At 72.1% G+C, this 13664-nt stretch carries 12 protein-coding genes; 3 read left to right on the forward strand and 9 right to left on the reverse strand.

Translation table 11 applies throughout. The annotated features are described in order from the left end of the window. Positions 1–126 precede the first annotated feature (126 nt). From AC51EU_RS03415 to AC51EU_RS03435, 5 genes are all read right to left on the reverse strand, one after another. Positions 127–528 (reverse strand): cytidine deaminase, encoded by a 402-nt coding sequence (locus AC51EU_RS03415; protein ID WP_496265109.1) that lies wholly within the window; start codon positions 526–528, stop codon positions 127–129. Next, on the reverse strand, positions 525–1805 hold the full coding sequence (locus tag AC51EU_RS03420) for an ABC transporter permease (RefSeq protein WP_496265110.1): 1281 nt from the start codon (positions 1803–1805) through the stop codon (positions 525–527). The genes AC51EU_RS03415 and AC51EU_RS03420 overlap by 4 nt, the downstream gene beginning before the upstream one ends. 55 nt (positions 1806–1860) lie before the next feature. Then, positions 1861–3006, reverse strand: coding sequence for an ABC transporter permease (locus AC51EU_RS03425; RefSeq protein WP_496265111.1), 1146 nt, complete (start codon positions 3004–3006; stop codon positions 1861–1863). Continuing rightward, complete coding sequence (locus AC51EU_RS03430; RefSeq protein ID WP_496265134.1) at positions 3003–4604, reverse strand: ABC transporter ATP-binding protein; 1602 nt, start codon at positions 4602–4604, stop codon at positions 3003–3005. The genes AC51EU_RS03425 and AC51EU_RS03430 overlap by 4 nt, the downstream gene beginning before the upstream one ends. Before the next feature lie 119 nt (positions 4605–4723). Further along, complete coding sequence (locus tag AC51EU_RS03435; protein WP_496265112.1) at positions 4724–5755, reverse strand: BMP family lipoprotein; 1032 nt, start codon at positions 5753–5755, stop codon at positions 4724–4726. A 456-nt stretch (positions 5756–6211) separates the two neighbouring features. Between AC51EU_RS03435 and AC51EU_RS03440 the strand changes: the two genes are divergently transcribed. Genes AC51EU_RS03440 through AC51EU_RS03450 form a run of 3 tightly spaced genes read left to right on the forward strand, consistent with a single transcriptional unit; the run spans position 6212 to position 8684 of the window. Further along, positions 6212–6526: a WXG100 family type VII secretion target gene (locus AC51EU_RS03440; RefSeq protein ID WP_496265113.1), complete on the forward strand. Its 315-nt coding sequence runs from the start codon at positions 6212–6214 to the stop codon at positions 6524–6526. Then, on the forward strand, positions 6523–7773 hold the full coding sequence (locus AC51EU_RS03445) for a WXG100 family type VII secretion target (protein WP_496265114.1): 1251 nt from the start codon (positions 6523–6525) through the stop codon (positions 7771–7773). The genes AC51EU_RS03440 and AC51EU_RS03445 overlap by 4 nt, the downstream gene beginning before the upstream one ends. Beyond that, entirely contained in the window at positions 7770–8684 is a 915-nt protein-coding gene (locus AC51EU_RS03450) for a hypothetical protein (RefSeq protein ID WP_496265115.1), read from the forward strand. Before AC51EU_RS03445 ends, AC51EU_RS03450 begins: the two co-directional genes overlap by 4 nt. A 107-nt stretch (positions 8685–8791) precedes the next feature. On the opposite strand, the gene AC51EU_RS03455 is transcribed toward AC51EU_RS03450, so the two are convergent. From AC51EU_RS03455 to AC51EU_RS03470, 4 genes are all read right to left on the reverse strand, one after another. Next, positions 8792–10054, reverse strand: coding sequence for an amidohydrolase (locus AC51EU_RS03455; RefSeq protein WP_496265135.1), 1263 nt, complete (start codon positions 10052–10054; stop codon positions 8792–8794). A gap of 160 nt (positions 10055–10214) precedes the next feature. After that, the gene (locus tag AC51EU_RS03460; protein WP_496265136.1) at positions 10215–11321 is read right to left on the reverse strand and encodes a hypothetical protein; all 1107 of its coding nucleotides are present in this window, start codon (positions 11319–11321) and stop codon (positions 10215–10217) included. Between the two features lie 118 nt (positions 11322–11439). After that, positions 11440–12375, reverse strand: coding sequence for an N-acetylneuraminate synthase family protein (locus AC51EU_RS03465; protein WP_496265116.1), 936 nt, complete (start codon positions 12373–12375; stop codon positions 11440–11442). Between the two features lie 58 nt (positions 12376–12433). Further along, entirely contained in the window at positions 12434–13645 is a 1212-nt protein-coding gene (locus AC51EU_RS03470) for a cytidylyltransferase domain-containing protein (protein WP_496265117.1), read from the reverse strand. Positions 13646–13664 lie beyond the last annotated feature (19 nt).

A 13664-nucleotide genomic window follows, 5' to 3' on the forward strand; every position in this document is an offset into this window, starting at 1 on the left:
ACGGGGCGCGCCCGGCTGATCGGTTCAGGCAAGTGGTTACAGGGTGTTACGCGGGCTCGGGCGCCCCCTTGTTCTCCACGCATAGACGCAGGGGCAGCGAGGGCCCACCGTACGCCGCGTGAGCCCCTAACGCCCCAGATGCCCCGGCCCGAAGGCGTCCGGCAGCAGGTCGGCCAGGGTGCGTACGCCGGCGGGCGTGTCGAGCAGCAGTCCCGGCCCGCCGTGCTCGTACAGGAGCTGGCGGCAGCGGCCGCAGGGGACGAGGAGTTCGCCCGCGCCGTCGACGCAGGTGAAGGCGGTCAGCCGCCCGCCGCCGCCCGCGAACAGGGCGGAGACCAGGCCGCATTCGGCGCACAGCGTGAGTCCGTAGGAGGCGTTCTCGATGTTGCAGCCGGTGACGGTGCGGCCGTCGTCCACGAGGGCGGCGGCGCCTACGGGGAAGCCGGAGTACGGGGCGTAGGCCCGGGACATCGCGTCCCGGGCCCGTGCCCGCAGTGCGGTCCAGTCGACCGGCACGTCGTGCGTCATACGCCTTGTCCTCGGCGGTAGGGTCTGCCGCCCGCCTTCGGCGGCCGCAGCCGCTGGGAGAAGAGGGCCAGTACCAGCAGGGTAGCGATGTAGGGGCTGGCCTCGACGAGTTCCAGCGGCACGGTGTCGGCCACCGCGTACCAGACGACCAGGAGTACGGCGAAGGCGCCGGCCACCGCGGCCTGGGCGCGCTTGCCGGCCCGCAGCCGCAGCAGGGCGAGGACGGCGAGCAGGGCGGCGAGGCCGAGCAGCAGGGCGTGGACGGTGGGGCCGCCGCTGCGCAGCTGCATGGCGTCCATGAAGCCGAACAGGCCCGCGCCCATGGCGACACCGCCGGGACGCCAGTTGCCGAAGATCATGGTGGCGAGGCCGATGTAGCCGCGGCCGCCGGTCTGCCCGTCCTGGTAGAAGTGCACGCCGATGGAGAGGAAGGCGCCGCCGAGCCCGGCGAGCGCGCCGGAGACCAGCACCGCGGCGTACTTGTACGTGTAGACGTTGACGCCCAGCGACTCGGCGGAGACCGGCGCCTCACCGCACGACCGCAGCCGCAGGCCGAACGAGGTGCGCCACAGCAGGAAGAAGCTGCCGATGAAGAGGCCGACGGTGGCGACGGTGAGCCAGGAGACGTTGGTGACGGCGGCGCCGAGGACCCCGGCGAGGTCGGAGACGAGGAACCAGTGGTGGGAGGCGATCTGCGCCAGCCAGTCGGAGAGGCCGGGGACGGTGAACGTCGGCATGTCGGCCATCGGCGGGGACTGCTTGTCGTTGCCGCCCGCCTTCAGCGCGGCACTGCCCTCGGCGCCGAACCACAAGGTGGCGAGGTACTGGGTGGCGCCCAGCGCGAGGATGTTGATCGCGACACCGGAGACGATGTGGTCGACGCCGAAGGTGACGGTGGCGACGGCGTGCACCAGTCCGCCGAGCGCGCCGCCCACGACGCCGGCGAGCGCCGCGGCCCACGGCCCGTGCTGCCAGCCGATCCAGCCGGCCGCGAACGAGCCGAGCATCATCATGCCTTCGAGCCCGATGTTGACCACGCCGGCCCGTTCGGCCCACAGGCCGCCGAGTCCGGCGAGGCCGATGGGGACGGCGGCGCTGAGCGCGGCGCCGAACTGGCCGGTGGAGGTGAGGTCACCGGCGCCGGTGACGGCCCGCAGCGCGGAGATGGCGACAAGAGCCCCGGCGAGGATCAGCAGGACCCAGGGGTAGGTGAGTCTGCGGCGTGTGCCGGGCGCGGGGGCCGCGGTCGCCGCCGCGGGCTTGACGTCCGTGCTCATGCGGCTGCCTCGCTTCGCTCGGCGGGCGTGCCCCCGCGCGGGTCGGTTCGGCCGTTCACGCGGACACCTCCGCCTCGTTGTGGTCCGACGTACGGTTGCGGGCGGCCAGCTCCTCGCCGACCTTGCGCTGCTGGAGGCGCAGCCCGTAGCGGCGCACGATCTCGTACGCGATGACGACGCACAGGACGATGACGCCCTGGATGACGCCGACGATCTCCTGGGCATAGCCCTCGAACTCCAGCCGGGAGCCGGTGCGGTCGAGGAAGGCCCACAGCAGGGCGCCGAAGGCCATGCCGACCGGGTGGTTGCGGCCGAGGAGGGCGATGGCGATGCCGGTGAAGCCGATGCCGACGGGGAAGTCGGTGCCGTACTGGAAGGACTCGCCCAGCAGGGTGGGCATGCCGACCAGGCCGGCCGCGGCGCCGGACAGCAGCATGCTGATGACGATCATGCGTTTGACGCTGACGCCGCTGGCCTCGGCGGCGGACTCGGAGGCGCCGACGGTGCGCAGGTCGAACCCGAAGCGGGTGCGGTTGAGCAGGAACCAGTACAGCGCGCCGGCCGCGACCGCGATCAGCACGAATCCGGAGACCGGCTTGGGGTGGGTCGGGAAGGCGAAGAAGTGGCTGGATTCCGGCAGGAACCGGGTGTGCAGAAGGTTCCCGTCCTTGATCGCGAGGCGGCCGTCCTGGAGGAAGTAGCCGATGACCGACGCCGCGATCGAGTTCAGCATGATCGTGGTGATGACCTCGCTGACGCCGCGGGTGGTGCGCAGCAGACCGGCGATGCCGGACCAGATGGCGCCGACCAGCATGGCGATGACGATGAGCAGCACGATCTGGAGGGCGCCGGGCAGCACCAGCGCGCCGCCGGCGGCGGCCGCGGCGAAGGCGGCGAGGCGGTACTGGCCGTCGACGCCGATGTTGAAGAGGTTCATGCGGAAGCCGATGGCGACCGCGAGGGCCGACAGGTAGTACGGCACCGACTTGTTGAGGATCCAGACCTGGCTGTCGCTGTAGTGGCCGTAATCGGCCATGATCCCGTACGCGCGGAACGGGTCCTGGCCGGACGCCAGCAGGACCAGCGAGCTGATCGCGACGGCGGCGACGAGGGCGAGCAGGGGCGCGGCGACGGCGAGGACGATCCTGTCGCGGGTCGCGCGTCCGAGGGCGCCCCGGGCCGGGGGCGTGGCGGCGCTCATGCGTCGTCACCGTCCCGCGCCGGGGCGGCGTCCGGGGCACTGAGGTGGCCGCTGGCGGCACCGGTCATGGCGGAGCCCAACTCCTCCGGGGTGATCACGGCGGGGTCCGCGTCGGCGACCAGCCGTCCGCGGTACATCACCCGCAGGGTGTCGGACAGGCCGATCAGCTCGTCCAGGTCGGCAGAGATCAGCAGCACCGCCAGCCCCTCGCGGCGCGCGGCACGGATCTGTTCCCAGATCTGCGCCTGCGCGCCGACATCGACCCCGCGGGTGGGGTGGGCGGCGATGAGCAGCTTGGGGTGGTGGCTCATCTCCCGGCCGACGATCAGCTTCTGCTGGTTGCCGCCGGAGAGCGAGGCCGCGGTGACCTCGATGCCGGGGGTGCGGACGTCGTACTCGGCGACGATCCGCTCGGTGTCCGCGCGGGCCCCGGCGAGGTCGAGCAGCCGCCCCTTGGAGTTGGGGCGTTCGGTCACATGGCCGAGGATACGGTTCTCCCACAGCGGGGCCTCCAGCAGCAGCCCGTGGCGGTGCCGGTCCTCGGGGATGTAGCCGATGCCGCCCTCGCGGCGGGCGCGGGTGGAGGCGCGGCTGAGGTCGGCGCCGTCGAGGGTGACGGTGCCGTGGCCGGGACGGCGGGTGCCCATGACGGCCTCGACCAGCTCGGCCTGCCCGTTGCCCTCGACCCCGGCGATGCCCAGGACCTCGCCCTTGTGGACGGTGAAGGAGATGCCGTCGAGGACGGTGCGGACCACCCCGTCGGAGTCGGTGGCGGTCAGCGTCAGGTCCTCGACCCGCAGCATCGGCACGTCGGTGACGGTCGACTCGCGCGTCTCCGGAGACGGCAGTTCGCTGCCGACCATCAGCTCGGCGAGCTGCTCGGGCGTGGTCCCGGCCGGTTCGACGGAGGCGACGGTGGTGCCGCGCCGTATGACGGTGATGTCGTCGGCGACCGACAGCACCTCACCCAGCTTGTGGGAGATGAAGATGACGGTCAGTCCCTCGGACTTCAGCTCCCGCAGGTTGTCGAAGAGCGCGTCGACCTCCTGCGGGACGAGGACCGCGGTCGGCTCGTCGAGGATGAGGGTGCGGGCGCCGCGGTAGAGGACCTTGAGGATCTCCACGCGCTGGCGGTCGGCGACGCCGAGGTCCTCGACGAGGACATCGGGGCGGATGCCGAGCCCGTAGGCGTCCGAGATCTCCGCGATCCGGGCGCGGGCGCGGCCGCCGATGCCGTGCAGTTTCTCCGCGCCCAGGACGGTGTTCTCCAGGACGGTGAGGTTGTCGGCGAGCATGAAGTGCTGGTGCACCATGCCGATGCCGCGGGCGATCGCGTCGGCCGGGGTGTGCAGGGTGACGTCGGTGCCGTCCAGGGTGATGGTGCCCTCGTCCGGCTTCTGCATGCCGTAGAGGATCTTCATCAGGGTGGACTTGCCGGCGCCGTTCTCGCCGCACAGGGCGTGGACGGTGCCACGGCGCACGGTGAGGTGGATGTCGTGGTTGGCGACGACGCCGGGGAACCTTTTGGTGATGCCGCGGAGTTCTACGGCGGGGGCGTCCGGGGCGGCCGGACTGCTGCTCGTGGGCGCTGCGTTGATGGCGCACTCCCCTCGGGGATGAAGGAGCGGACGGGCGGAAGGGGGAGGACGGGACGGGCGCGCGCCGCGCGCCGGGAGCGCCGGGGCGGGTGCGGCGCCCCGGGCCGTGATGTCCCGGGTTACGGCGTTTCCTTGACCTTCACCTTGCCCTCGACGATCTTCTTCCGGGCCGCGTCGATCTGCGGCTGGATGTCCTTGATGAAACCGCCCGAGGTGGCGAGCGAGACACCGTCGTGCTTGGCGTCGTAGACATGGACGCCGGTCAGCGGCTTGTGGTCCTCGACGCTCTTGATGAGGTCGAAGACCGCCACATCGACGTTCTTCACGACGGAGGTGAGGATGCAGTTCTTGTACCGCGCGAGGCCGGCCTGCCGGTACTGGTCGGAGTCGACGCCGATCGCCCAGGCGCCCTTGTGCTTGCTGATCTCCTCGATGGCGCCGGCCCCGGACTGGCCGGCCGCGGTGTAGATCACGTCGATGTCGTGGTCGAGCATGCCGGCGGCCTTGGCCTTGGCGGCGGCCGGGTCGTTGAAGCCCTTGTCGTTGTTCGGGTAGAGGTACTGCGACGTGATCTCGGCCTTGGGGTCGGTGGCGCGGACACCCTGCTCGAAACCGGCCTGGAACTTCTGGATCAGCGCGTTGTTGACGCCGCCGATGAAGCCGACCCGGTGCGTCCTGCTCTTGAGCGCGGCGGCGACGCCCGCCAGGTAGGAGCCCTCGTGCTCGGCGAAGACCATCGCGTCGACGTTCTTGCCGGTGGGGACGGCGTCGACGACACCGAAGGTGGTGTCGGGGAAGTCCTTGGCGACGTTCTGCACGGACTGGCTGTAGGCGAAGCCGACGCCGATGACGGGGTTGTAGCCGGCCTCCGCGAACGAACTCAGCCGCTGTTCGCGGTCGGCCTCGGTCTCCCCGTTCTTGGCGGTGAGCATCTTGACCTTGACGCCGAGGCTCTTGCGGGCCTGCTCGGTGCCGCGTGCGGCGGCCTCGTTGAACGAGTGGTCGTCGCGTCCGCCGATGTCGAAGGCGAGTCCGACTCCGGCGTGCTTGGCACGGTTGGCCTCGGCGAAACTCTGCCCGCACGCGGTGGCGGTGAGCGCGAGGACCGCGGTGGCGGTGGCCGTGGCGCAAATCCTGGTGACCCGACGCACGGGGCCTTCCCTTCGCTTTCGCGCCCCCATCGGCGCGGACTGCCGGGAGATTAACGCGCGTAGACCTGGCGCAAAACCCTCTGCGGCATGGCCGTTATCGATTCGTCGCGCAGGGGGCGGAAGGCCCGGCGCCGGGCGTTCCGGACGGCACCCCGCGCCTCCGTCCGCCGAATGCCTTGCCACCGGGATTCGGCGGCGGTAGGCCCGCCACGGAAAACGCCGCACGGTTACCGCGCACATGCGCCAGGTGACACCGGAGCCCTTTTCCTCGCCGCATTCTCCGCACGATGCACCGCTTTGACGGCAAAAGATCCGTCGCCGCGCCGGACCGGCCGGTGTCAGCATCCGGCCCTGTTCTGCTGTCACGCCATCAGGTGAACCGCTGCGGGGAAGAAGGGAGGGGAGTCATCTCGCACGGGTTCGGACAACGAGGCAGACCGGGCACGAGGGGGGAGCATGACCGGCTTCCAGGTGGACACCGACCAGCTCCATTCGGAGGCGGCGACCTTCCACAGGGAATCCGCCGCCCTGGAGAAGGCGACGGCGAAGCTCAAGAACGCGCTGGAGTCCCTGGGGCATCCCTGGGGCGGCGACGAACCGGGCCGGCGGTTCCACGACGGCTACGCCCCGCACCGCACGGAGATCGAACGGGCCGCCCACGCACTGGCCCAGGGGCTGGACAGTGTCCACAAGGCGCTGCGGGACATGGCGGACAACCACCGGGAGGCGGACCGCTCCAGCGCCTCCGGCTTCGACGGGGCCGGGCGGTGAGCGCCGCCGACGAGGTCAAGAGCATCGTCAAGAAGATCGTCTGGTGGCCCGAGGGCGACGAGGACCGGTTACGGGAGGCCGCCCGCGCGTGGCGTGTCTACGCCGACGACGTGGAGGACTGCACGGCCGCCTGCCACAGGTCCGCACGGGAGGTCATCGACACCAACAAGGGCCGGTCGATCGAGGCGTTCGACGGCTTCTGGCGGCGCTACCACGGCGGCGGCAAGGGTTATCTGGACGATCTCGCCACCTCCTCGCGTGACATGGCCATGGCGTTGGACCGGTTCGCGGACGAGGTCGCCGACGCCAAACGGCGGATCGAGCACGAGATGGCGGCCCTCGGAGCCACCATCGCCGTCACCACCGCACTCGCCGTCGTCACCTTCGGCGCCAGCGAGGCCGCTGCCGCGGCGGCGACCACGGCCGTCGTCGCGGCGGCCGAAGCGGTGGGCGTCACCCTCTCCGCCACCGCGGCCGCGATCATCGGCAGCGCGCTGGCCACCGCCGCCCTCGGCGGCCTCGAAGCCATCACCGTCGACGCCGTCGCCGTCCAGGGCACCCGCATCGCCCTCGGCGACCAGCACGGCATCAACCTCGCCGAACTCCAGCACGCCGGCCTCACCGGCGCCCTCCTCGGCGGCGCCCTCGGCGGCACGGGCACCGCCGCCCGCGCCCTCAAGGACGCGGGCGGCGTCCGGAACGCCCTGCACGGCCTCACCCCCGACGTCTTCGGCCCCCGCCTGGCCCTCGGCGGCGAGGGGCCGTTACCGGCGGGCGGGACGTGGATGATGCGCGGCGGGCGGGACGGCTGGACCGTCACGCCCGGCGTCAAGGGAAGCGCCGGCGGAAAGACCATCAGGCCGCCGAATTCCCGGCACACTCCCGGCGGAGCGGCCCGGGGAGAGATCAGACCGAAGAACACGGTCATCCTCCGCGGATACGAGGAAGAGGTCAAAAAGGATCTGGAGCACATCGCCGAGGGGAAAGCGAGACTCACCAACAACGGCAACGAGTACGAGATCAACGGACGACGGTACGGGATAGAGGAGAACGGCACAGCGTTCCCCATATCCGGAACGGGTTTCGTCGAACTGGACCGGAACGAGTACGCCGCACTTCAGCAGATAGCCAAAGCGAACGGCGATATCGATGCCGCACCGCAACTGACCAGAGCGCCGCGTTTCGTCAACAACCCCGAAGCCGTCCGGAAAGCGCTGAGCATATACGAAGGAACGCATAAGCCGTGACGTACAACTTCTTGCTCCTGAGTCCGTTGCAGCCGGCCGAGGTCTCCGCTTCCCTGGCGTCCTGCTTCGATGTCGGCGCGACCTCGGTCGACGCCGTCGACGCCGACGCCGACCAGGACAGCCGGAACTGGGAAGCGGCCGTCCTGTGCGACTTCTCCCCCGTACACGGTGACGTCTCCCTTCTCCTCGACATCGACGTCCGGGCAGAGGAATCCGGTCTTCCCCCGGAGGCGTACGTCGCACGGAAATTCGCGTCCGTTTCGCGTTCCGCGGTTCTCTACTCCGCGGAGGAGAACCTGCCCAGCGCCCACTGGCTCGTCACCCCCGACGGTCTGACGACCCGGGCACGGGTGAACACCAGCGACGACGCGCCGTCGGTCTACACGGTCGAGGCGGTCGAGGATTCCGTACCCGGGCTTCCCCGCGCAAAGGTGATGCAGCTGCCGGAGATCCTTCGCGCGCAGAGCGTGCCGACACCCGCGACGGACACGTTCACGGAAAACGTCACGGCACTGCGGAATGCGCGGGGCACGGAAACGCCTCCCGCGTTCGACGACGCTCCCGGAACCGCTCTGTACGAGGCCCGGACCGCGCTCTTTCTCTGGGAGCGCATGGTGCGCCGCTTGGAATCCGGCTGGGCGCCGTCCGGAAGGTACCCCCTCGACATGTACCGCGACGATCTGCGGCTCCGTGACGAACTCGCGCGTCTCACGGCGGCCGCTCCCGCACCGGTCGGCGCCCCGCTGCGGGACGCGGTCCGGCGCTTGGACGATGTCCTGGACGGGCGCACCGTCCCCGACGAGGAAGGGACCGTCATCGGCCGGACCGGCCGCACGGGTCCCGGGGCCACCGGCCCGGATCGGGGCTGGTGGTGGTACCGCCGTCCCGAGCCGGCCCCGTGGCCCCGGTAGCGGCGGCCGGCGGGGCCGCGACGGCTTGGCCACTCGCCCGGCACGACGGCCGCCGGGCCGTTCCCCTTCCGTAGCGGAGAGGGCCGGCCCGGCGGAACAAACACCCCCTACCGTGCCCCGGCATCCAGCAGCGCCGCCGCCGTGAAGAGTTCGACGCCGACCTGGATGGCGTGTTCGTCGACGTCGAAGTCGCCGCGGTGGAGGTCGTAGCGGCTGAGGTCGCCGGGGGTGCGGACGCCGAGGCGGGCCATGGCGCCGGGGACGTGTTCGAGGTACCAGGAGAAGTCCTCGCCGCCGAGGGACTGTTCGGTGCCCTCGATGGTGTCGGCGCCGCGGCGGGCGGCCATCGCGGCGTGCAGGAGCCGGACGGAGTCCGTCTCGTTGACCACCGGGGGGACGCCGCGGACGTAGGTGATCTGCGGTTTGGTGCCGTGCAGGGCGGCGACCTCGTCGATCGCGGCATGGACGAGGTCGGGGGCGTGGCGCCAGGCGTCGCGTTCCAGGCAGCGGACGGTGCCGGAGAGTTCGGCGCGCTGCGGGATGACGTTGCAGGCGTGCCCGGCGTGGAGCCGGCCCCAGGTGACGGCGAGGCCGGAGCGGGAGTCCACCCGGCGGGCGAGCAGGGCCGGTACGTCGACGGCGATACGGGCGGCCGCGGTGACGAGGTCGGTGGTGAGGTGGGGGCGGGCGGTGTGGCCGCCCGGGCCGTCGACGGCGACCTCCAGGCGGTCGCAGGCCGAGGTGATCGCGCCGGCGCGCAGTCCGATGCGGCCGGCGTCGACGCGGGGGTCGCAGTGCACGGCGAGGATGCGGCCGACGCCGTCCAGGGCGCCGGAGGCGATGGCGTCGCCCGCGCCGCCGGGCAGGACCTCCTCGGCGGGCTGGAAGACCAGCCGGACCGGGCGCGGCAGCAGGCCCCGGCGGGCGAGGTCGGCGAGGACCAGTCCGGCGCCGAGGACGACGACGGTGTGCACGTCGTGGCCGCAGGCGTGGGCGCGGTCGGGGACGGTGGAGCGGTAGTCGACGGTCTTGGTGTCGGGGATGGGGAGGGCGTCGATGTCCGCGCGCAGCGCCAGGAGGGGGAGGCCGCCGGCCGGTTCCGCACCGTCGGGCGTGCGCGGGCGCTCGTCCGGGCGGGTGCCGATGTCGCACACCAGACCGGTGCCGGTGTCCAGGACGCGGGGGGCGAGACCGGCCTTTTCCAGCCGCGCCTTGAGGGCGGCGGTGGTCCGGTGTTCCTGGTGGCCCAGTTCTGGGTGCATGTGCAAGTCGCGGCGGAAGGCGATGAGTTCGGTGCGCAGCGACTCGGGGAGGGTGCCGGGAAGTTGCCGGCCGGAGGGATGGTCGTCGGTATCGGCGGAGCGGGACATCAGTTGGTTCACCTGGTGAAGATTAGGCGTCCGAACGGCGCAACTGTCCCTGTATCAACAAAAGTTCAGCCCACCAGGGGAAAAAATCCGGACCGGGAGGTGCATGGACCGTCCTCCTCCCGGGTATGACCCCGGGTTTCACCGTGGCCGGCGCGGCCCGTCATCCGGTGGCCGGAGGGAGCCTGCGGACGGCCCGTGCCGTTCCCGTGACGCCGTCGAGGAAGCCCTGGGCGCGGGGTGAGGCGTTCCGTGTCAGCCAGGCCGGGTCGATGTCGCAGACCGCGACCTCGGCGCCGGTCCCGCGGAGGGCGAGGGGCAGGGTGTGGACGACGGTGGACGGGAAGCTGAGGATGCGCCGTCCCACGGGGCCGCGGCGGGCGATGAGTTCCAGGGGCAGGTCGGGGCGGACGACCTCCAGGCCGGTCTCGGTGGCCAGCCGGTGGAGTTTGGCGGTGTGTTCACGGCGGTGGGCGAAGTAGCGGGCGGCGCCGTGGGTGCGGGCGAGGGTGCGGACGGCCTCCAGGTAGCGCTCGGTGTCGACGACGCCGGTCTCGACGAGGGAGGTGCCGACGATGTCCGCGCCGCGGGTGAGGCGGGGCGGGCCGAAGCGGCCGCGGGTCCAGGCGAAGTCGTTGGGGGTGACGCGGACGCCGGGGGGCGGGTCGACGGGCATGGAGCTGAAGAGGCCGACGGTGCGTCCTTCGACGCCGTGCGCGGGACTGAGGCGCCGGCGCGCGAGGGTGGCGAACGGCTCGAAGAGCAGGTCCCGCGCCCCGCGTCCGCTGCCGTGGCGGTGCCAGCGCACCAGGCGTTCGCCGCGCGCCAGTTGGGCGATGAACTCCATGGTGGCGGTGCCGTCGTCGACCACCACGAGGTCGGCGGCGCGGGTGAGGGTGAGCAGCAGCTGGACGTAGCGGGAGAACGGGTCGCCGATGACGATGCCGCGGGCGCGGCGCAGGAGGGGAGCGAGCTGTCCGATGGTGCGCAGGGGGGCGCTCGCGCCGCCGCGCGCCTCTTCCCAGCGGACGGTGTGACCCTCCTCGCGGGCGAGTTCGGCCATTCTGCGGAGTTGGCCGCGGGTCATCGGGTCGTGGGGGGCGAGCACGACGACGGTGAGGCGGGCGCTCACGGTGGTGTGGGCCCATTCGAGGACGTTGAGGAGCTGGACCGGGCTCTCGACGAAGGCGAGGGTGCCGGTGTCGTCGGGAGGTTCGACGCCGGCCGCGGTGTCCCGGTCGGTGGCGCGTCGTCCGCGCTGCCGGGGCATCCCCGCAAGGCGGCGGGCGGGAGTTCCCGCCGCCTTGGGGGAGGGGACCCGCCCGGCGTCGTGCGGGGTGCCGCGGGTCCCGTCGGATGAGGTCACGGTGGTGTCCGCCGTCCCGTCGTCAGACCGCGGCCGGGGCGCGTCCCGCCGTGGCCTCCGCCTCGGCGACGACGCCGGCGACGCGGCGGAGCTTCTTCATCGGGCCGAGTTCGCTCTCGTAGACCTTCTTGACGCCGTCGCCGAGGGACTCCTCGATGGTGCGGATGTCGCGGACGAGGCGGGCGAGGCCGCCGGGTTCGACGGAGGCGGCCTGGTCGGAGCCCCACATGGCGCGGTCGAGGGTGATGTGGCGCTCGACGAAGGCGGCGCCGAGGGCGACGGCGGCGAGGGTGGTCTGGAGGCCGGTCTCGTGGCCGCTGTAGCCGATGGGGACGTTGGGGTACTCGTCCTGGAGCGTGTTGATCATGCGCAGGTTCAGCTCCTCGGCCTTGGCCGGGTAGGTGCTGGTGGCGTGGCAGAGGAGGATGTTGTCGCTGCCCAGGACCTCGACGGCGTGCCGGATCTGCTTGGGGGTGGACATGCCGGTGGAGAGGATCACGGTGCGGCCGGTGGCGCGCATGGCGCGCAGCAGCTCGTCGTCGGTGAGGGAGGCGGAGGCGACCTTGTAGCAGGGGACGCCGAACTTCTCCAGGAAGGCGACGGACTCGACGTCCCAGGGGGAGGCGAACCAGGCGATGCCGCGCTTGCGGCAGTACTCGTCGATGGCGCGGTAGCCCTCCTCGTCGAACTCCACGCGGTGGCGGTAGTCGATGTAGGTCATCCGGCCCCAGGGGGTGTCGCGTTCGACGTCCCACTGGTCGCGCGGGGTGCAGATCTCGGGGGTCCGCTTCTGGAACTTCACCGCGTCGCAGCCGGCGTCGGCGGCGGCGTCGATCAGCGCGAACGCGTTCTCCAGGTCGCCGTTGTGGTTGATGCCGATCTCGCCGGTGACGTAGACGGGGCGGCCGGGGCCGACCTCGCGGTCGCCGAGGGTGCGGATGCGGGAGTTCGTGCTCATGAGGGTGGTTCCTTCTGTGGGGAAACGGGGGGCAAAGGGGTCGTGGGACCGCTCGGTGTCAGAGGGACGGGCCGAGCAGCCAGGTGGCGATCTCGCGGATCGCGCCGCCGCCACCGGGGTGGACGGTGACGGCGCGGGCGGCGCCGCGGACCACGTCGTGCGCGGAGCCGACGGCGACGGGCCAGCCGACGAGGTCGAAGCACGGCAGGTCGTTGACGTCGTTGCCGACGTAGAGCACCCGCTCGGGCGCCACACCCGTCTCCTCGCACCACTGCTTGAGGGCGAGGTCCTTGCGGTCGATGCCGTGCAGGACGGGCAGGCGCAGTTTGCGGGCGCGGGCGGCGACGACGGGGTTCTGCTCGGTGGAGAGGATCAGCAGCTTCAGTCCGTCCCGGCGCAGGGCCGCGATGCCGAGTCCGTCGCCGCGGTGCACGGCGACGATCTCCCGCCCGTCGGCGTCGATCAGTACCCGGTCGTCGGTCTGGGTGCCGTCGAAGTCGAGGACGACCGCGTCGATGTCGTCGCGGGCCGGGAGGGCGCCGGGGCGGGGGGCGTCGAGCAGCGGGGCGAGGGCGCGGGCGCGGGCGAGGTCGTGGGGGTCGTCGATCTCCAGGACGCGGGCGGGGTCGGTGCGGACCAGTTCGGTGCGGCCGAAGAAGCGGTGGCCGGCGGCGCGGAACCCGTCGGCGTCCATGGCGTAGACGGCGCCGGTCTCCAGCAGGTCCTGGGGGCGGTCCTGGCGGCGCGGCCGGTGGGACCTGTCGTGGTTGACGCCGTGTCCGCCGGTGGTGTCGGCGGCATCGTCGCCGTCCCGCCAGACGAAGCCGTGGAAGGGGGCGACGGTCAGGGCGCTGTCGGCGCCGCCCTCGGCGACCGCGGCCGCGGTGTGCTCGATGTCCTCGGGGACGAGGAAGGGGCTGGTGCACTGGACGAGGAGGACGGTGCCGACGCGGACGCCGTGCTCGGCCTCGTAGGCGTCGAGGGCGTGCCGGACGGCGGCCTCGCTGGTCGCGGTGTCGCCCGCGATGTCGGCGGGACGGCGTATCACCACGGCCCCGGCGGTGCGGGCGGCGGCGGCGATGCCCGCGTCGTCGGTGGAGACGACGACGTCGGTGACGATCCGGGCGTCGCGGCAGGCGCGGACGGCGCGGGCGACCAGCGGGACGCCCCCGACGGCGGCGAGGTTCTTGGCGGGGACGCCCTTGGAGCCGCCGCGGGCGGGGATCACGGCGATCACTGCGGGTCCGCTCGGCGCGGGCTGCTGCGGCATGTCGGGGTCCTTCCGCGGT

It is taken from the genome of Candidatus Streptomyces philanthi (assembly GCF_059553635.1).

Coding starts and splice junctions, on each gene's coding strand:
- AC51EU_RS03440 (WP_496265113.1), top strand. CDS start 6,212: ATGACCGGCTTCCAGGTGGACACCGACCAGCTCCATTCGGAGGCGGCG.
- AC51EU_RS03455 (WP_496265135.1), bottom strand. CDS start 10,054: ATGTCCCGCTCCGCCGATACCGACGACCATCCCTCCGGCCGGCAACTT.
- AC51EU_RS03425 (WP_496265111.1), bottom strand. CDS start 3,006: ATGAGCGCCGCCACGCCCCCGGCCCGGGGCGCCCTCGGACGCGCGACC.
- AC51EU_RS03460 (WP_496265136.1), bottom strand. CDS start 11,321: ATGCCCCGGCAGCGCGGACGACGCGCCACCGACCGGGACACCGCGGCC.
- AC51EU_RS03415 (WP_496265109.1), bottom strand. CDS start 528: ATGACGCACGACGTGCCGGTCGACTGGACCGCACTGCGGGCACGGGCC.
- AC51EU_RS03465 (WP_496265116.1), bottom strand. CDS start 12,375: ATGAGCACGAACTCCCGCATCCGCACCCTCGGCGACCGCGAGGTCGGC.
- AC51EU_RS03420 (WP_496265110.1), bottom strand. CDS start 1,805: ATGAGCACGGACGTCAAGCCCGCGGCGGCGACCGCGGCCCCCGCGCCC.
- AC51EU_RS03470 (WP_496265117.1), bottom strand. CDS start 13,645: ATGCCGCAGCAGCCCGCGCCGAGCGGACCCGCAGTGATCGCCGTGATC.